This window comes from Pseudomonas laurylsulfativorans, assembly GCF_002906155.1.
GTDB classification, from domain to species: Bacteria; Pseudomonadota; Gammaproteobacteria; order Pseudomonadales; family Pseudomonadaceae; genus Aquipseudomonas; species Aquipseudomonas laurylsulfativorans.
The window spans coordinates 844,934-863,921 of sequence record NZ_MUJK01000001.1 but is presented as its reverse complement, the minus strand read 5'-3'; the positions used below and the strand labels follow the sequence as shown (position 1 = coordinate 863,921).

Here is an 18,988-nt window from a genome sequence, read left to right as displayed (position 1 = left end):
GGTGTTCCAACTGTTGGGGGAGGAACGCAGACAGTGTGCCGGTCAATTAAGACGCTGACAAATTCATATTAATGAGCTTTTAGTGCATTAATGTTGATGTAAACCCGATCCACGTCCACTCATGAAGCACAGTATTCCGCCCAAGCCAGCGAGCGCACTCAAGGCATAAAACATCGTCGGTGCGGGTGTGTGCATCAGTAAAAAGCCGCTGATCACCGGGCTCAGGGCGCCACCCAGCGCGGCAAGGTTCTGTGCGCCGTAGTAACTGCCGCGCAGTTCTTCGGGGGCCAGTGTATCGACGAACAGGAACTCGGCCGGGTAAATGATTATTTCACCGAGGGTGAAGATAAACATCGCCACGCACCAGCTCACCAGGCTATCGGCCAGGCTGAAGCCAATCAGGCCAAGGATGAACAGGCCTGTGCCGGCCACAATCCACTGACGCAGTTGCTCGCGTTTGAGAAAGCGTCCGACCTGATATTGCAGAAGGATCACGCTGATGGCATTGCAGGCCAGCAGGGCGGCCATGACATCCATGGTGTGTTTGGAATCACTGGTCACCAGCAAATACTGCGACAGGTAAAACGTGAAGCGTCCGTGCACCACGGTACTGAGCAGGCAACCGGCGGTGAACATGATCAGGGTGCGATCATTTTTCAGGGTGATCAGGGTTTTGAGAAAGCTCTGCGTCTGACCGGCGACAGAGGCACGCGCCGGATCCTTCGCGATCCCGGTCATCAGGAAAATACTGAAAAAAGCGATGGCCGCAGCTAACAGGAACGGCGCGCTGGTAAACAGGCCTGCAATCACTACGCCAAGCATCGGCCCGACAGCGTAGCCAATGTTGGTCAGGGTATAGCTCAAGGAAAACGCCTTGGCGCGCTGACCCATGGGCAGGTTTTCACTGAGAATCGCTTTGGAACCAATCAGGAACAGCGCCGACGCGGTTTCAGTGACGATCAGGGTCATCGTGGTCAGGTAAAGGTTTTCGGCGAATGTCAGCAGCACCAGGCCGATGGCACTGGAGAGCATGGCGAGGATCAGCAGCCGGCGTTTTTCGAAGCGATCAATGATATAGCCGCCATACAGGGAGAGCAGGGTGGCGACGAACACCGCAATGCCGAGCAGCAGGCCAACGTCCTGCTGGTTGAGGCCAAGCTTGTCGCTGACGAACAAGGTGAGTAAAGGGCTGGTGATGGCGCGGCTGACGACGATGGTCAGTGAGCAGATCAGCAGGCGGCGGATGAGGGGGGAGTAGGTGGTCACGGCGTGAATGTCCTTATTCGATCAGGCCGGCATCAGCCCGACCGTGAGCGCTACTCTAGCAGCCGGACACTCGGTCGTTGCTACGGGATTTACTTCAGGTGCAGCAGCACGAAATCATTCTTGTCGAACCGCCCGCTCAGCACTGGCGGTAATGCACCAACAGTCGTGCCTTGTAATGCCTTGTAGGCGTTCAGGTCCATCATCAGCCACGCCGGGCCTTTCAGGGTTTCGAGTTCCGGTGGGGAGTCGGTGAAAACCGGGTGCAGGTCCTGTGGGATGTTGACCATGAACTTGATGGCCTTGGCGTCTTTGCCCATCCCGTGCATGACCAGCGGGGCCGGGTCGTTTTGCACGAGCTCAAACGACTCGTGGCTGAAGGTCCGGGTGTCGTAGAGCTGTCGCTGGACGGGTTCGAATTGCAGGATATAGAACGACCAAAGTGCCAGAACCGCGCAGATAGCCAGTGCCTGCGCGCGCCAGCGGGACCGTTTGAGGACGGCCACGGCGACCACTTGCAGCAAGCCGAGAATGATGAACAAAGAGGTGAGGTGAGCCACTTCTTCGGGAAATTTTTGCCGTATGACCAGCAATGCCACGATCAGCAGGCTCGGGATCAGCAACCACAGTCCCTGCATCAACCCCCGCAGCCAGGCAAACAATCGGTCTTGAGTGGCATAAAACGGATACGCCGCCACGATCGCCGCCATGGGCAACATCGGCAGCAGGTATCGGGCCTTTTTCGCCTGGGGGACGGAAAGGCCGACCATCACGATCAACCCGGCTGCTACGCAGTACTGCAATAGGCGCGAGGCCGGCCCGGCTTCCCGCGGACCGGATAACGCAACAGCCCCAAGCGCCAGCACTGCCAACGGCCAGGCCAGCGCGTAATTGCCCATAGAACTGGTGAAGTAATACAACACACCGCTGCTGCCTTCACTACCGTCCATGCGCCCCATGAACTGCATGCGAATCACGTCTTGCAAGAAGGCCGGGCCGCCGCTGACGTCCGCCAGCCACAACAACAGCCCGACGCACACCGCCAACAGTAGGGATGCCAGTAATCCGAAGATCAGCAACCGCCGCCATTGGCGATTGAGCAGGAAATAGCTGCAGAGCATTCCCGTAGGAATCACCAGGCCAATGGGTCCACGAATCCAGAAGCCCAGCATCAGCAAGGCAAAGATCAACACCCAGCGGCGCGGTGCCGCGAAGTGATCGGCGGCATAGCCCAGGTAGAACACGCCGAAGGCAACGGCCGCGAGCATCAGGTCGAGGGAAACGGCGCGGGTTTCAGTGATGAAGGTGTTGGTCAACAGCAGCAAGGCGATGCTCAGCAGCGCCCAACGTGTGGAGTAGGGTGCCAGCAGGCGGTACATCAAGGTGACGATAATGGCGGCGGCAAAGGCGCTCGGCAGCCACGCGCTCAGGCTGGTGACTTGGTCGAAGGGCAGTGAGAGCAGCCAGATGAATAGTGTTGGAAGTCCTGAATAGTCTGCGTAGGGCTGGCCATAGGTCGTCGGAAAAAACGACGGGCCGTTGCGCAGCATCTCTTGGGCGAACAGCACGAAGCGTGAATCGAAGCCGATGGCCGCTTGCTGATACATCCCGGCGCAGAACAACAGCAGCGCCAACAGACCCAGCGCGAGGGACTGTCGGCGGATTTCGGGGGGCATGAGGTTCAGGCGACCACGGCTTCGGTTAACCATTGCTGGTGGGGCATCGGCAATTTGCGCGATTCGCCACGGCCGATCGGGAAGTAGGTGAAACCGATACGTGCCAGGCGGTCCGAGTCGTACAGGTTGCGGCCATCGAAGATCACCGGTGCGTTGAGTCGCTGGCGGATAAACTCGAAGTCCGGTGCCTTGAACTGTTGCCATTCGGTGCAGATGATCAGTGCATCGGCACCGGACAAGACTGATTCGGGCGTACCCATGAGCATCAGTTTCGACTCATCGGGATACAGCTTCTGGGTTTCCTGCATGGCTTCGGGATCGAATGCGCGGACATTCGCCCCGGCGGCCCACAGCGATTCCAGCAACACCCGGCTCGGTGCATCGCGCATGTCGTCGGTGTTTGGCTTGAACGCCAGGCCCCACAAGGCAAAGGTCTTGCCACTCAAGTCGCCTTTGTAGAACGCGTTGATGCGTTCGAATAACTTGTGTTTCTGTCGCTCGTTGATGGCTTCCACCGCTTGCAGCAGGTCGCTGGAGCAATGGGCCTCTTCGGCGCTGTGGATCAGGGCGCGCATGTCCTTGGGGAAGCATGAGCCACCGTAGCCGCAACCGGGGTAGATAAAGTGGTAGCCGATACGTGAGTCGGCGCCGATGCCCAGGCGTACCGATTCGATGTCGGCACCCAGGTGTTCGGCCAGTTCGGCGATCTGGTTGATGAAGCTGATCTTGGTCGCCAGCATGCAGTTGGCGGCGTATTTGGTCAGCTCGGCGCTGCGCAGGTCCATGAACATGATGCGCTCGTGGTTGCGGTTGAAGGGCGAGTACAGCTCACGCATCACCTCGCGCACTTCTTCGCGCTCGCAACCGACGACGATACGGTCCGGGCGTCGACAGTCGGCCACGGCCGAACCTTCTTTCAAGAATTCCGGGTTGGAGACGATATCGAACTGCAACAAGCGCCCGGCACTGAGCAGGCATTTGTCGATGTGTGCACGCAAAGCGTCGCCAGTGCCGACCGGGACGGTGGATTTCTCCACCAGGATCGCCGGCTGTTCACGATGCCGTGCTACCGCTTCGCCCACCGACATCACGTAACGCAAGTCCGCCGAGCCGTCGTCCCGAGACGGTGTACCGACCGCGATGAACAGCACCTGACCGTGCTGGACCGCAAATTTTTCGTCGTTGGTGAATTGCAACCGTTTGGCGTCAAGACCCTCGCGTACCAGGCTGGCGAGTCCGGGTTCGAAAATACTGACGTGGCCCTGCTGGAGCAGTTCTACTTTTTTCTCGTCAACGTCCATGCAAACCACGTCGTGGCCGACTTCCGCCAATACCGCTGCCTGCACCAGGCCAACATAACCGCTACCAAACACACTGATTTTCATGGGGCACTCCTTTGTTCGGGCGCACGAGCAGGTCGAGAATTGATGATGATCACGCCGAGGATGACCAATGCCACGCCAAGGCTTTTTGTCAGGCTGAACGATTCGTTGAACAGCGGCAGGCTGGCGGCCAGCAGATACACCAGCGCGTAGCTGATGCTCAGCAACGAGTAGGCCCGGCCTAGGGGCAGGTCCCGCAGGGCGGCGAGCCAGCAGAACATCGACAGGGCATAGGCGAAGACGGCCACGAGCACCACGGCAACGGCGCTCAGGTTGATCTGCGCGCTGAGCCATTGTTCGGGTTGTGGCAGGTGACTCATGCTCCAGCGCATGCCCAACTGGGCGGCGCTGACCAGCAATACGCTGCCCAGTGCGAAGGTAATACCGCGAGTCGGGTTCATGCGTGTTGCCCCAGCAATGCCACGCCGCCGATCACCAGTGCCACACCCAGCCAGTGGCGGCGGTCGATGGTTTCGTGGAACACGAAACGCGCAACCAGGGTGATCAGCACGAAATTCAGGCTCAGCATCGGATAGGCAATTCCGACTTCCAGGCGTTGCAGCACCAGCAGCCACACCAGCAGGCCCAGCCCCAAAGAGGCCAGGGCCAGCCAAAGCCAGGGCGAGCGCAGTTTGTCCGTCCACCCGGAAGATTTGCTGCGCCAGCTTTCCACTGCATATTTCTGGGCGATCTGGCCCAGGCAGGTCAGCAGGCAGGCGACCAGTAGCAATAGCAGGCTCATGGTGTCGCCTGAGGAATAATCAAAATCACCAGATTGCCTTGTTCATACCGCTTGCCCTCTTTGGGCAATTGTTCAAGTTCGCGCAACTCTTCTTCGCCCTTGACCCGCATGACCACACCCACCGAGCCTTGCTGGCGGGCATCGTTCATCCACTGTTGCACCTGATCGGGGTCGACGCGCTGTTTAAGCGAGTCAGGATAGGCAAGGCCATATTTCAATTCGCCTATCGTGTTGAAAAAAGCCACTTCTGGCTGTTTCACCCGCCAGGACAACGCCGACGCGGCCCCCAGATCGTTGCTCAACAATTTGGCACTCTGGCCGAGCTCCTGGGCGTGATCGAGGATGAACTGGTCAGGCGTTTTATTGGCGACGACGGAATTGGGCAGTCCGGCCGGTAGCACGCCGACGAACAGCAGGCTGCCGAAAGCTGGGGCAGCCCAGCATTGCAGCGGACGGAAGGCTTGTAGCAGGTTGGCCATGATCCAGCCGATCAAGCCGATGAACACCAACACCAGGTTGTGCAGTTCATGATTGTAAATCGGCTTTTTCAGTTGCAGATAAACCAGGGCCAGCAGGGTGATCACACCCAGCACCAGGTTCAACAGGCCGTTGATGCCCAAGACGCGACCTTGTTCCAGCTTCAATCGGTCAGCCAGTGCATGGCCGAGCAACAATGCCAGAGGCAGCAGGCACGGCAGGATGTAGGCCGGCAACTTGCCCTTGCTCAGACTGAAGAAGAACAACGGCATCCACAGCCACAGCAGCAGGAAGGCGATATTGGACTGGCGCCGGGTTTGCCATGCCTGTTTCAGCGCTGGTGGCAGCAATGCAGCCCAAGGCATGCTGAATGCCACCAGCAACGGCAGGTAGTACCACCATGGTGCGTCATGCTGGGCATCGTCCCCGGCAAAACGGCGGATATGTTCGTGCCAGAAGAAGAACCGCCAGTAGTCCGGCTCCTGGGCGTGCACGGCCAGCGCCCATGGCAGGCTGACGGCAATGGCGACCACGACCGCCACGGGACCGTAGACCAGCAGTTCACGCCAGCGTTTTTGCCAGATCATCCAGGGCAGGGCGATCAGCACCGGCAGCAACCAGGCCAGGAAGCCCTTGGTCATGAAGCCCATGCCGCAGGCCAGGCCCAGCCCCGCCCACGCGATCAGGCGTTGAACGCGTCCGACGCTGTCCAGCGCAAACCACAAGGCAACCAGGCTCAGATTCACCCAGAAGGTGAATTGCGGATCGAGGTTGGCATACCCCGCCATGGCGGCAACGACCGAGAAACTCATGTACAGCAATGCGCAGGCAAAACTCTTGCGCGGTTCGTTCCACATCCGGCGGGCGACCAGGTAGCACAGCAGCACGCTCAAGCCGGTGCTCAGTGCCGAGGCGAAGCGCACCCCAAAGAGGTTCTGGCCAAACAGCGCCTGACCGATGGCAATCATCCAATAGCCGGCCGCGGGTTTTTCGAAATAGCGCACGTCCATGAAATGCGGCGATACCCAGTTACCGCTCAGGAGCATGCCCTGGCTGATCTGGGCGTAGCGGGTTTCGTCAGGAATCCATAAGCCATGACTGCCCATTGGCAGCAGGTAGGCCAGCGCCACCATGGCCAGCAATAACGGCAAAGCCCAGCGTTTGCTCATGCGCCTTGCACTCCCAGCCAGCCTTCGCGACCGTCGAGCGCACCGCGTACCACGCGGCCAATCGGCAAACTGTCAGGGGCCTCGGGCAACAAGTCGCCCAAGGGTTGAAAACGGATGTCGCGCTGAAGTGCATCGGTCAGCAGTTGACGGAAATCGTTGGCCATCAGAATCCCTTCTACCTCGGCATGGATCGTGTAGACATTGAGTTTTCCCGGGGTGAACCGGTCCAGGATGAAGCTGTTGAAATCCTTGGCGGCAACGGTCGGCCCGACCACTTCGTCGAAGGTCGGCAGGTCCACCGGGATTTGTGTTGCACCCAGGCGACCATCGGCCAATCGCGGCTGGAACAGGCTCTGGCCACGACAATCGCTGTTGTAGCGAAAGCCGAACCCCTGCTTGGCTTCGATCACACGCTCGTCGGCACGCCAGCCGGCGGACGCCGAACAGGTGATCTTTTCGCCGAGAATGTCGCTGAGGGTGTCCACGCCACGGCGTATCTGTTCGACCAGTTGCGCGTCGCTCCAGCGCCCCGCATTGGCTTGCCAGCCGTGATGATCCCAGGCGTGCAGGCCAACTTCATGCCCGGCATCCCGGGCCTGGCGCATCAAGTGCCCCAGGTCGCGGCCGATCGGTTTTCCAGGCCATGCGGTGCCGGCCAGCAGAATGTCCCAGCCATATAGGCCGGCTGCGTTGGAACGGAGCATTTTCCAGAGAAACTGTGGACGGATGAGGCGCCACAAGTGGCGCCCCATGTTGTCCGGCCCGACACTGAAGAAGAACGTTGCCTTGACCTGGGCTTCATCAAGGATTTCCAGCAAACGCGGCACCCCCTCACGGGTGCCCCGGTAGGTGTCGACATCGATCCGAAGGCCTGCCTGCATCAACGCTTGTCCGCGATTTCGAGCATGGCTTCACGCAAGAAGAAGTCCAGGGTGTTGCCGATGGTTTCGCTCATCTCAACGGTCGGCGTCCAGTCCAGCAGGCGCTTGGCGTTGGCAATGCTTGGCTTGCGGTGCGACACGTCCTGGTAACCCGTACCGTAGAACGCCTTGCTTTCGATGTCGCGGAAACCGGCGAATGGAGGGAAGTTGGCGCGCAACGGGTGAGCTTCGAACTGACGCAGCAGTTCTTCGCCCAACTGACGGATGCTGGCCTCGTTGTCCGGGTTGCCGATGTTGATGATTTGGCCGTTGCAGACATCGTTGTCGTTGTCGATGATCCGGGCCAGGGCTTCCACGCCGTCGGCGATGTCGGTGAAGCAGCGTTTTTGCTCGCCACCGTCGAACAGGCGAATTGGCGTACCTTCCACCAGGTTCAGGATCAACTGGGTAATCGCCCGGGAGCTGCCGATACGGGCCGAATCCAGGCGATCCAGGCGTGGTCCCATCCAGTTGAATGGACGGAACAGAGTGAAGTTCAGGCCTTTCTGGCCATAAGCCCAGATGACGCGGTCCAGCAGTTGCTTGGAGACCGAGTAGATCCAGCGCTGTTTGTTGATAGGACCGACCACCAGGTTGGAGCTGTCTTCGTCGAAGTTGTTGTCCTGGCACATGCCATAGACTTCCGACGTCGACGGGAAGATCACGCGCTTGTTGTATTTGACGCAGTAGCGAACCAGTTTCAGGTTCTCTTCGAAGTCCAGTTCGAATACACGCAGTGGGTTACGGGTGTATTCGATTGGCGTCGCGATAGCCACCAGCGGCAGCACCACGTCGCACTTCTTGATGTGGTACTCGATCCACTCGGAATGGATGCTGATATCGCCTTCGACGAAGTGGAAGTTCGGGTGGTTGCGCAGGCGCTCGATCGCGTCCGAACCGATATCCAGGCCGTAGACTTCGTAACGGTCGTCGCGCAGCAGGCGCTCGGACAAGTGATTGCCGATGAAGCCATTGACGCCAAGGATCAGCACGCGGGTGCGACGCGGGGCACGACCGGATTCGGCGCCGCGCAGCACGGAACCGTCCACCAGGCCCAGTTCGTTGGCCAGTTGCGGACCGCTCAGGTAGAGACCATTGTCGTTACGTTGGCCGGCGTTGATGATCAGTGAGTCTTGACCGCAGGCGATGCGCAGCGGGTTGACGCTGATGACACGGCCCGGCGCCAGGCCTTCGTTGCCCTTGGCGACTTCAGCGCTCCAGACAATCAGCTTGTGCTCGCCCACGGCGCAGAAGGCGCCCGGGTACGGCTGGGTCACGGCGCGGACCAGGTTGAACAGTTCTTCGGCCGGTCTGGCCCAGACCAGTTTGCCGTCAGCCGGGGTGCGACGACCGAACACGGTGGCTTTGGATTCGTCCTGTGGTGTTTCGCTGATTTTGCCTTGTAGCAGCGCTGGCAAGGTGTCACGCAGCAGGTCAGAGGCTGTCGTGCGCAATTTGCCATGCAGGCTCAGCGCTGTGTCGCTGCGCTCGATCGCGACCTTTTGCTGGGCGACGATGGCGCCCGCATCGGCGCGCTTGACCATGCGGTGCAGGGTCACGCCGGTTTCCGTTTCGCCGTTGACCAGCACCCAGTTGGCCGGTGCGCGACCACGGTAGCGCGGCAACAACGAACCGTGCAGGTTGAACGCGCCTTTGCGCGCCGTGGCCAGCAGCGCTTCGCTCAGCAGGTTGCGGTAGTAGAAGGAGAAGATGTAGTCGGGATCGAGTTTGGCGATGCGCTCGATCCACAGCGGATGGTTGGCATCTTCCGGTGCATGCACGGCAATGCCGTGGCGGGCGCATAGCTGTGCGACGGAACCGTAGAACGCGTTCTCCTTCGGATCGTCGGCGTGGGTGAACACCGCAGTGATCTCAAAACCGGAGGTGAGCAGGGATTCGATGCCGGCACAGCCAATATCGTGGTAGGCGAAGACAACAGCTTTTGCGCTCATGAAGGAACCTGATCTGAAGACGTGGAAGAAAGGCCGTCGACGGTGACAACGGAAGGAGGGGACGCGGGCTGGCTGCGCAGCACCTTTTCAATGAAGAAGCGCGGGCGTGCGCGCACGTCGCTGTACATGCGGCCCAGGTATTCACCCAGCAGGCCCATGCCGATGAATTGGCCACCAGTAAAGACGAACAGCACGGCGAACAATACGAACGTGCCACCACCGGCCCAGCCGGCGCCGAACACCAGGCGCAACAGGATCAGCGCGATGGCGAACAGCATGCCCAGTGCCGCCATGCCGACGCCGACGATGCTCAGCAGTCGCAGTGGCGTGGTAGTCATGCAGGTGACCAGGTCGAACATCAGGTTGATCAGGCGCATCGGGCTGTACTTGGAGTCGCCGTGTTCACGCTCGGCGTGGGTCACGATGATTTCCGTGGTGTGGCGGGCAAAGCTGTTGGCCAGGATCGGAATGAAGGTACTGCGTTCACGGCAGGCGAGCATGGCATCGACGATGGTGCGTCGGTAGGCGCGCAGCATGCAGCCGTAGTCGCTCATGGCTACTCCGGTAGAGCGTTGCACGGCGAGGTTGATCAGCTTCGAAGGCCAGCGGCGCAAGGCCGAGTCCTGGCGATTGTTGCGCACAGTCGCGACGACGTCATAGCCCCGTTCAGCCTGCTCAACCAACCGAGGGATTTCTTCCGGCGGGTTTTGCAGGTCGGCATCGAGGGTGATGACGACATCGCCCTTGCACTGTTCGAAACCGGCCATGATCGCTGCGTGCTGGCCATAGTTGCGGTTGAGGATCACCGCCACCACCGGGCTGCCTTCGCGGGAGGCGGCGTCTTCCAGGATCTGCGCGGAGTCATCACGGCTGCCGTCGTCGACCAGCACGATTTCGTAGGCATGGTGCAACTGCTGACAAGCGGCTTCGGTGCGCCTGAGCAATTCAGGCAGGCTTTCCTGTTCGTTGTAGACCGGAATGACGATCGAAACGAAGTTGATTGGGTAGGGTCTCAAAGGCTTTTGTCCATGCAGTTTTCAATGGCGCCGACGACGCGCTCGACATCATCGGTGGTCATGTCGGGGAATAACGGGATCGAACACAGGCGCGCCGAATTCCATTCGGTGTTGGGCAGGTGCAGGTTGGGGTAACGTTGGCGATAGTAGGTGTGCAGGTGTGTGGCGATGAAGTGAATACCGGTGCCGACATTCTGCTCCTGAAGGGCTTTCATGAACGCTTCGCGATCCAGCCCGCACTGCTCGGCGTCGATGCGCAGGATGAACAGATGCCAGGCATGTTGTTGCGAATAAGCGGGGATGGCCAGCGGTTGTACCGGCAAGCCTTCCAGACGCTGCAAGTAGGTCTGGGCCAGTTGAGTGCGCCTGGCGTTGATCTCGTCCAGGCGCTCCAGCTGCACCAGGGCGATGGCCGCGTTGATGTCGGCCAGGTTGTACTTGAAGCCGGGCTCGACCACCTGGGCCTGGGGCTTGCGGCCGTGGGTCAGGCGATCATAGGCATCCACCCCCAGCCCGTGAAACTTGAGCATGCGCACCCGCGAAGCCAGGGTTTCATCGTCGCTGACGAACATGGCGCCTTCGGCGCAGGTCATGTTCTTGATCGCGTGGAACGAGAATATCGCCGTGCCCCTGGAGCCGACGTGCCGACCTTTGTAAAGAGTACCTGCGGCGTGTGCGGCGTCTTCGATCACGGCAATGCCGTGTTTGTCGGCCAGGGCGTAGAGTGGATCGAGATCGAATGCGGCACCGGCGTAATGCACCGGGATGATGGCTTTGGTGCGCGGCGTGATTGCAGCTTCGATAGTGGCCACGTCGGTCATCAACGTGTTGCGGTCAACGTCGACGAACACCGGCGTGGCACCCAGCAGGGTGATCATGTTGGCGGTGGACACCCAGGTCTGCGACGGCGTAATGACTTCATCGCCGGGACCGATGCCCAATGCCAGCAGGGTGATATGCATTGCGCCGGTGGCCGAGGAAAGTGCTACGGCATGTCGGCAACCGACGTAGTTGGCAAAGTGTTCTTCCAGTGCCTGGTTCTTCGGCCCGGTAGTGATCCACCCGGACCGCAATACTTGCTCTACGGCAGCGATTTCTTCGTCACCGATACTGGGGCGGGAAAATGGGAGAAAAGCCAGACTCATGGGCACCTCGGGGCTGTAAACGTAAATAGCCTTTGAGGCTAAAGGGATCCAGAAATCAGCTTAGACGCTAAATCAGAACCTACATCAAATCAAATAGTTACCGGTTAGCGGTAAAAAACTGCATCGGTTGACTTTTTTCGCCATGGGCGGCAGGTTGGACGTCCGTTCGGGTAGCTTCGACGTTATAGAAGGTTATGCCCGATTTTGTGAAAGGACCATGAAAAAACGGTTGGGAAATCGTTTATCTGAAAGCTATTAAGCTGCTGTTCAGACTTCCGACGTTTATGGTAGTTCCTAGGAAAAATCCTACGACTGTAATGTCTTTTACTTCATCGTTATTTCACTTCTTAGTTGTTTAATTGAACTGTTTTTATTCAAGGCCGTTTCGTTTGATTGACTTACCTGTAGCCGATTCACGCACACCCCTCACCAATCCGCTGACCCTGTATCTGGCGCGACTGGCGCCGTCCAGCCAACTGACCATGCGTTATGTGCTGCAGGATGCCGCTGATCGCCTGGGCTTCGAAGACCAGGATATCGAGGAGATACCCTGGCACAACCTGCGACCCGAGGACGTGATCGCGCTGGTGGCCACTTTGCGCACTGACGGCTACGCGCCGAACACCTCCTCGCTGTATGTCAACGCGGTGCGCGGGGTGATGAACGAGGCGTGGCGCATGAGCCTGATCTCTCAGGAACATCTGCTGAAGATGCGTTCGGTCAAGGGCATTGCCGGTACACGGCTGTCACAGGGGCGCAATCTCAGGCGAACGCTGATCCAGGAGCTGATGGCGGTCTGCGCTGCCGATCCGCGGCCACAAGGCCTGCGGGATGCAGCGATCATCGGGATTCTGTACGGTTCGGGGATGCGCAAGTCCGAATCGGTGAACCTGGAACTGAACCAGGTCGATTTCACCGAGCGCAGCCTGCGGGTGACCGCCAAGGGCAACAAGCAGTTGATCAAGTACGCCCCGGCCTGGGCCTTCGCCAAACTTGAAGCCTGGCTTGAATTGCGCCGTTCGTTGCTCAAGGAAGGGGAGTCGGACGACCCGTTCCTGTTCAACCGCATCCGCCGTGGCAGCCACATCACCCGTGAACGCATCACCAAACATGCGATTTACTACATCGCCCGGCAGCGGGGCGCGCAGGTCGGGGTGAAAATCATGCCCCACGACTTCCGGCGTTCATTCATTACCCGGGTGATCGAGGAGCATGACTTGTCGATTGCACAGAAACTGGCACACCACAGCAACATCCAGACCACGGCCAACTACGATGTGCGCGACGACAACGAGCGACGTCGGGCGGTGGATCGATTCGATCTGTGAACGACTACATCTCGCTCAGTACGTGGGCGTGGCCAATGGTCGAGACCTGAACCGCGCTGCCGGCCGGTGGCGCATACATGCCTGAACTGCGCACCAGCAATGATCGGCCCGGTTGCTCGCGGCTGGTCAATGACTGAAGTTCCACTGTCAGCGTGCAAGTGTTGCCGCTGAAGTCCCGATCGGTGACCACGGCCCGGCAACCACCGGCATCCGGGTCGCTGGGGAGGATGCTGGCCAATTGCAGCTGTTCGGGGCGCAGCATGATCTGCGCCGAGCTGTTGTTGCGGTGGTTGTTGACCGGGATCCGCCCGAGGTCGCAATGGGCCCAGCCGGCCTCGATGCGGGCGGGCATCACCACGGCATCCCCCAGGAACAGGGCGGTCTGTTCGTCTTCGGGATAGCGGTAAAGGTCCAGCGGGTGCCCTGACTGGACCAGGCGGCCATGGCGCATCACCGCCAACTGATCGGCGAACGACAGGGCTTCACTCTGGTCATGGGTGACCAGAATGGTGGTGACGCCCGCGTCCTCCAGCAGCCGCGCAACCATCTTGCGCATCGCGGCGCGCAATCCGGTATCGAGCGCCGAGAACGGCTCGTCCAGCAGCATCAGCCGTGGCTGCTGCGCCAGGGCTCGGGCCAGGGCCACCCGCTGTTGCTGGCCACCGGACAATTCGTGAGGCCAGCGCGCGGCCATCTTCGCGTCCAGCGCCACGCTGTCCATCAGTTCGGCGACGCGCTGGTGTTTCTCGGTGCCCTTGGTCGACAAGCCGAAGCCGATATTCGCAGCCACGGTCATGTGCGGGAACAGTGCGCCGTCCTGCGGTACGTAGCCGATCAGGCGTTGATGGGCCGGCACTTCGTGGGTGCCGTCGACCAGGGTCTGGCCATTGAGCGAAAGACGCCCGGAATCGGGGAATTCGAAGCCGGCAATCATCCGCAGCAAGGTGGTTTTACCGGAGCCGGAAGGGCCGACGATAACCGTGCGGCTGCCGCTGGGCACCGACAGGCTGACGTTGTCCAGGGCGCAATGGGCGCCATAGGACTTGTAGAGGGCATTCAGTTCGAGAGTGTTCATCGGCCAGCCGTTTTTTTCGATTGGTGATAAAGAAGTCCGGTCAACGGAAGCGACAGCACAACCATCAATAAGGCATAAGGCGCTGCGGCCGCGTAGTCGATTTCGCTGGTCAGGGCCCAGAATCCGGTCGCCAGGGTGCGCGTGCCGTTCGGGGCCAGCAGCAGCGTGGCGGTCAGTTCGTTGGTGATCGCCAGGAACACTAGCGCCGCGCCGGCGGCCGCCCCCGGTGCGGCCAGGCGCAAGGTGATCAGCCACAGGGCCCGGGCTGGTGAGCGGCCAAGGCTGCGGGCGATGTTCTCCAGTTCCACCGGGGCCTGGGCAATGCCTGCACGCAGGCTCACCAGGGCACGAGGCAGGAACATCAACAGGTAGGCCAGCAGCACGGTAAAGGTGGTCTGGTAAATCGGTCGGGCGAAATGGATGGTGACGGTCACCAGCGCCAGCGCCACGATAATTCCGGGCAGGGAGCTGGTGATGTAGTTACAGCTTTCCAGCACCCGTTGCAGTCGGCCGGGGTAGCGGATCGACAGCCAGGCAATTGGAATTGCCGCGCAGGTGGTCAGCGCTGCGCCCGCGATACCGAGCAACAGGGTTTGCTCCAGGGCGGGCAACAACTCGGCCATGTCCCAGACTTCCACGCCGCCAGCGATCAGCCATTTGCCCAGGGTGATCAAGGGAACACCGAGGGCCAGGGCGCAGGTCGCGATTTGCAGCGTCAGTGAGAGCAGGGTGGATGCCAATTTCAGTCGCACGACCCGTTGCTCCCGGGCGCTCCCCGAACCGACGCGAGCGTATCGTGCCGAACCCCGGGCGGCGGATTCAGCCGTCAACATCGCCAGGCAGCACAGCGCCAGCACGCTGGCCAGCATGTGCGCTGCCGCACCGTTGAAGGTCGATTTGAACTGATCGAAGATCGCGGTGGTAAAGGTGTCGAAGCGGATCATGGCGTACAGGCCATACTCGGCCAGCAGGTGCAGGCCGACCAGCAAGGCGCCACCGCAGATCGCCAGGCGCAATTGCGGCAGGACCACTCGGAAAAATACCTTCCAGGGTTTGAGTCCCATGGATTCGGCGACGTCTTCGATGGCCGGGTCGAGTCGGCGCAGGGTGGCCGCTACCGGCAAGTACAGGAAGGGGAAGTAGGCGATGACCGAGACCAGGACGCCGGCAAACAAGCCGTGAATCGGCGGCACCAGGCTGACCCAGGCGTAGCTGTGAACGAAGGCGGGCACCGCCAGCGGTGCGGTGGCCAGCAACGACCACCAGCGCCGTCCGGGCAAATTCGTGCGTTCCGTGAGCCAGGCCAGCGTCACTCCCAGCGCCACGCACAAGGGAATCGTCAGCAGCACCAGCAACACGGTGTTGACCAGCAGTTCTCCAACCCGAGGGCGGAACACCAGGGTCACGACGGTCGACCAGCCTGTCTGCAGGGACACGCCAATAACATAAGCGACCGGTAGCAGTGCCAGTAATGAAACCAGCACCGACAAACCGATCACCCATACACCGCCACGTCCCGCAAAGACTCCGCGGGATCGTCGACGCAAATGTGCGGGTGTCGCCTCGGCGACACCTGCAGGCAGGGTTTCAGGCATCAATTAGAGCAGTCCGGCCTGTGTCATCAGCTCTACGGCTTTTTTGCTGTCGAGTTTCGAAGCATCGACAGTCGGCGCATCGAGTTGATTCAGAGGCACCAGTTTAGGGTTGGATTCAGCACCTTTGCCCACGGCGTATTCAAACGACTTGCCGTTCTTGAGGATTGCCTGGCCATCCTTGCCGGTTACGTATTTGAGGAACGCCTGGGCCTGTTCCTTGTGATTGCTGGAAGCGAGGACGCCACCGCCGGAAATGCTGACAAACGCACCCGGATCCTTGTGCTTGAAGTAGTACAGCGCTGTGTTTTTGCTGTTTTCGCCAGTCTTGGATTGATCGACCAGGCTGTAATAGTGGTAGATCACGCCGCTGTCGATCTGTCCGGCATTCACCGCTTTGAGTACCGAGCTGTTGCCACGGTAGTTGGAGTAGTTGGTTTTCATCCCTTTGAGCCATTCCAGCGTGGCGGCTTCACCCTTTTGTTCCAGGATGGCAGCGACAATGGCTTGGAAGTCAGCACCACCTGGCGACGCCCCCCAACGTCCTTTCCAGCTCGGACCGGCCAGGTCCATGATCGATTTCGGCAGGTTTGCTTCCGACAGTTTGCTCGGGTTGTAGACAAACACCGTGGAGCGCGCGGCAATGCCGATCCATTTGCCGTGGGCCGGGCGGTAGGCGGAGTCAACCTGCTCCAGCGTGGTTTTGTCGACCGGCGCAAACAGCCCGGCGTTGTCGACCAGCACCATGGCCGGGGAGTTTTCGGTCAGGAATACGTCCGCGGGGGAGGCGGCACCTTCCTGCACGATCTGGTTGCCCATCTCGGTGTCATCGCCGTTGCGCAAGGTGACGGGAATACCGGTCTCCTGGGTAAAACCCTCGACCCAGGCCTTGGTCAGGCCTTCATGTTGCGCGTTGTACACCACGATGCCGACGGAGTCAGCGGCATAGACCTGGCCAGCGCTCAGCAAAGCGGTGGCCAGCAGGGCTTTTTTCAAGAACGAAGGGATTTTGGGCGTCATTCTGCGGGCTGCTCCTGGTGCATTTTTTGAAAGTCATGCGCATTGAAACGCCAGTTAACCAATGCGAATCATTTGCATGTTTTGAATTGCAGGGAATGTAGAGATCCAAATGAGAAAATAACGTCAAAAAAACCGTTAATACATGTAATTGTCATTCAGATTAGCAGTGCTGTGCCGAATGTGGTTCTACTCGTCGATCAAACGATGTCGTCGATCAGAATATGGCGCTGTCCCCGGCTGTCTTTTGTCGCACCCTCGGCGCACCTGACGGTGCCAGTTGCTGCTGGTCGCCGCTGGGTTCACCAAGGTTGCGAAAGGATAGCTCGGTGATGGCCATTGCGCCGGGGATCTGGTCCATCCGTTTCAACTCGTCGTCGTCAACGGCCCAATCGAGGAGCCTGTAGCGGATGCCTTGCCGGCTTTTTTGCGTCTTGCCTGTCAGGGCTGGCTTTGCGGGAAGATCAGAACCTGCAGGTTGCCGCGCTGATAACGCTTGCCGTCGATGGGCAGCGCTTCGACTTCCTGAATCTCATCGACGCTGTTGACCCGCATCACCACCCCGACCGAGCCCTTTTTACGCGCCTCGGTCATCCACCCCCCGACGTCTTGCAGGCTCACTTTGCGCGAGGTCGCGGCGGGATCCTGAAGGCCGTATTTCATTTCACCGACGACATTGTAGAGCGCCACCTCCGGTCGCCTGGTGAGCCACGACAAGGCCGATGCCGCACCCAGGTCGTTGCTCAGCAACGAGGTGGTCTGGTTCAAGCTGTCCAGATGCTCGGAGATAAACCGGTCGGGCATCTTGCTGTCGACGATCTGGCTCGGCATGGCGGCGGGAAGCAGTGCCACCAGTAGCCAGATGCCGAGGGCCGGCATCGCCCATAACGTCAATGGCCGCAGGATTTGCAGGGCGTTTGCGATGATCCAGCCCAGCAGCACGATGAATGCCAGGGACAGGCTGAACATCTCGGTATTTTCGAAGATTTCCTGGCTCAGTTGCAGGTACAACAAGGCCGCCAGGGCTGTCGTGGCGATGACGACATTGAGCCATCCGTTGAAGCGAATCGTCCGTTCCCTTGCCTGTTGCAGCAGGCCGGTCAGTGCATCGCCCATCAGCAGCGCCAGCGGCAACAGGCACGGCATGATGTAGGTCGGCAACTTGCCGCTGCTCATGCTGAAAATCGCCAATGGCAGCAACAACCAGAGCAGGAGAAAACCGCTGACGGGCTGATGTTTGTGTTTCCAGGCCCGGATGAATGTCGCCGGCAACAACGCCGTCCAGGGCAGGACAGAAACGCCCAGCATCGGCAGGTAGAACCACCACGGACGGGCGTGTTGCGCATTGTCGGCGGCGAAGCGGCGTATGTGCTCGTTCCAGAAGAAGAAATTCCAGAAGTCCGGTTCCTGATAGTGAATGGCCAATGCCCAGGGCAAGCAGACTGCCGCGGCGACCACAACGGCCAGAGGCCCGTAACGCAACAGTTCACCCATGCGTCGCTGCCAGAGCATGTAGGGCAGGGCGATGACCGCCGGCAACAACCAGGCCAGAAAGCCCTTGGTCATGAAGCCCATGCCGCAGGCAATGCCCAGGATTGCCCAGGCACTCATCCGGGCACGCGTGGTGCGGCTGTCGATGGCAAACCACAGGGAAACCAGGCTCAGGTTGACCCACAGGGTGAACTGCGGATCGAGGTTGGCGTACCCGGCCTGGCCGGCAATCAGCCCGAAGCTCATGTACAACAGTGCGCAGGCAAAGCTTTTGCGCGGATCGCCCCAGAACCGGCGGGCAATCAGCCAGGTCAGCCACACGCTCAGCCCGGTACTCAGCGCTGACGCGATACGGACCCCGAACAGATTGTCGCCAAACACCGCCTGGCCGATGGCAATCATCCAGTACCCGGCAATGGGTTTTTCGAAATAACGAAGGCCCATGAAGTGCGGCGAGACCCAGTTCCCGCCCTGCAGCATTTCCTGACTGATCTGGGCATAACGGGTTTCATCGGGAATCCACAGGCCGTGGCTCATCAGCGGCAGCAAGTAGAACGTCATGAACGCCAATACCAGGGCGAACGGCATCCAGCGCTCCTTGGCAGGTGTCGTTGGGTCGTACAGGCGGGAAGAATGGCCAACAAAATCTGGCAGTGGCTGATTTGACGTCATGTCTCGACCTTGGCGCTGAAATGGCTGGTTGAAGAGTGATGTACAACTTGCAAGAGAGAAAAGCGGGATGA

The 18,988-nt window shown here is 59.9% G+C and carries 15 protein-coding genes; 1 reads left to right on the top strand and 14 read right to left on the bottom strand.

All coding sequences use genetic code 11. The features are described 5' to 3' along the window. Positions 1 to 87: 87 nt before the first annotated feature. The 10 genes from B0D71_RS03865 to arnB form a co-directional block, all read right to left on the bottom strand. Entirely contained in the window at positions 88 to 1,266 is a 1,179-nt protein-coding gene (locus B0D71_RS03865; RefSeq protein WP_103393551.1) for an MFS transporter, read from the bottom strand. A gap of 89 nt (positions 1,267 to 1,355) precedes the next feature. Continuing rightward, positions 1,356 to 2,939, bottom strand: a complete 1,584-nt coding sequence (locus B0D71_RS03860) for an ArnT family glycosyltransferase (RefSeq protein WP_103393550.1) — start codon at positions 2,937 to 2,939, stop codon at positions 1,356 to 1,358. Between the two features lie 5 nt (positions 2,940 to 2,944). After that, on the bottom strand, positions 2,945 to 4,324 hold the full coding sequence (locus B0D71_RS03855; RefSeq protein WP_103393549.1) for a UDP-glucose dehydrogenase family protein: 1,380 nt from the start codon (positions 4,322 to 4,324) through the stop codon (positions 2,945 to 2,947). Next, entirely contained in the window at positions 4,321 to 4,722 is a 402-nt protein-coding gene (gene arnF / locus B0D71_RS03850) for a 4-amino-4-deoxy-L-arabinose-phosphoundecaprenol flippase subunit ArnF (RefSeq protein WP_103393548.1), read from the bottom strand. Before arnF ends, B0D71_RS03855 begins: the two co-directional genes overlap by 4 nt. Beyond that, on the bottom strand, positions 4,719 to 5,063 hold the full coding sequence (gene arnE, locus B0D71_RS03845; RefSeq protein WP_103393547.1) for a 4-amino-4-deoxy-L-arabinose-phosphoundecaprenol flippase subunit ArnE: 345 nt from the start codon (positions 5,061 to 5,063) through the stop codon (positions 4,719 to 4,721). Before arnE ends, arnF begins: the two co-directional genes overlap by 4 nt. Continuing rightward, positions 5,060 to 6,709 carry a lipid IV(A) 4-amino-4-deoxy-L-arabinosyltransferase gene (gene arnT, locus B0D71_RS03840; protein ID WP_103393546.1) on the bottom strand — a complete coding sequence of 550 codons (1,650 nt, stop codon included), beginning with the start codon at positions 6,707 to 6,709 and terminating at the stop codon, positions 5,060 to 5,062. Before arnT (B0D71_RS03840) ends, arnE begins: the two co-directional genes overlap by 4 nt. Then, positions 6,706 to 7,590, bottom strand: a complete 885-nt coding sequence (arnD, locus tag B0D71_RS03835) for a 4-deoxy-4-formamido-L-arabinose-phosphoundecaprenol deformylase (RefSeq protein WP_103393545.1) — start codon at positions 7,588 to 7,590, stop codon at positions 6,706 to 6,708. The genes arnT (B0D71_RS03840) and arnD overlap by 4 nt, the downstream gene beginning before the upstream one ends. Next, positions 7,590 to 9,581 carry a bifunctional UDP-4-amino-4-deoxy-L-arabinose formyltransferase/UDP-glucuronic acid oxidase ArnA gene (arnA, locus tag B0D71_RS03830; protein ID WP_103393544.1) on the bottom strand — a complete coding sequence of 664 codons (1,992 nt, stop codon included), beginning with the start codon at positions 9,579 to 9,581 and terminating at the stop codon, positions 7,590 to 7,592. The genes arnD and arnA overlap by 1 nt, the downstream gene beginning before the upstream one ends. Next, a complete protein-coding gene (gene arnC, locus B0D71_RS03825; protein ID WP_103393543.1) occupies positions 9,578 to 10,597 on the bottom strand; it encodes an undecaprenyl-phosphate 4-deoxy-4-formamido-L-arabinose transferase in 1,020 nt (339 codons plus the stop codon). The genes arnA and arnC overlap by 4 nt, the downstream gene beginning before the upstream one ends. Continuing rightward, positions 10,594 to 11,742: a UDP-4-amino-4-deoxy-L-arabinose aminotransferase gene (gene arnB / locus B0D71_RS03820; RefSeq protein ID WP_103393542.1), complete on the bottom strand. Its 1,149-nt coding sequence runs from the start codon at positions 11,740 to 11,742 to the stop codon at positions 10,594 to 10,596. The genes arnC and arnB overlap by 4 nt, the downstream gene beginning before the upstream one ends. A gap of 389 nt (positions 11,743 to 12,131) precedes the next feature. Here arnB and B0D71_RS03815 point away from each other — a divergent pair, with 389 nt between their 5' ends. Then, positions 12,132 to 13,070 (top strand): site-specific integrase, encoded by a 939-nt coding sequence (locus B0D71_RS03815; protein WP_103393541.1) that lies wholly within the window; start codon positions 12,132 to 12,134, stop codon positions 13,068 to 13,070. Positions 13,071 to 13,074: 4 nt separating this feature from the next. Here B0D71_RS03815 and B0D71_RS03810 read toward each other — a convergent pair whose 3' ends face one another. The 4 genes from B0D71_RS03810 to arnT (B0D71_RS03790) all read right to left on the bottom strand — a co-directional run bounded on the left by B0D71_RS03810 (position 13,075) and on the right by arnT (B0D71_RS03790) (position 18,917). Then, on the bottom strand, positions 13,075 to 14,145 hold the full coding sequence (locus B0D71_RS03810; protein WP_103393540.1) for an ABC transporter ATP-binding protein: 1,071 nt from the start codon (positions 14,143 to 14,145) through the stop codon (positions 13,075 to 13,077). After that, on the bottom strand, positions 14,142 to 15,740 hold the full coding sequence (locus tag B0D71_RS03805) for an ABC transporter permease (RefSeq protein WP_103394019.1): 1,599 nt from the start codon (positions 15,738 to 15,740) through the stop codon (positions 14,142 to 14,144). Before B0D71_RS03805 ends, B0D71_RS03810 begins: the two co-directional genes overlap by 4 nt. A 3-nt stretch (positions 15,741 to 15,743) precedes the next feature. Next, on the bottom strand, positions 15,744 to 16,757 hold the full coding sequence (locus tag B0D71_RS03800; protein ID WP_103393539.1) for an iron ABC transporter substrate-binding protein: 1,014 nt from the start codon (positions 16,755 to 16,757) through the stop codon (positions 15,744 to 15,746). Between the two features lie 438 nt (positions 16,758 to 17,195). Next, entirely contained in the window at positions 17,196 to 18,917 is a 1,722-nt protein-coding gene (arnT, locus tag B0D71_RS03790) for a lipid IV(A) 4-amino-4-deoxy-L-arabinosyltransferase (RefSeq protein WP_103393538.1), read from the bottom strand. Positions 18,918 to 18,988: the final 71 nt, after the last annotated feature.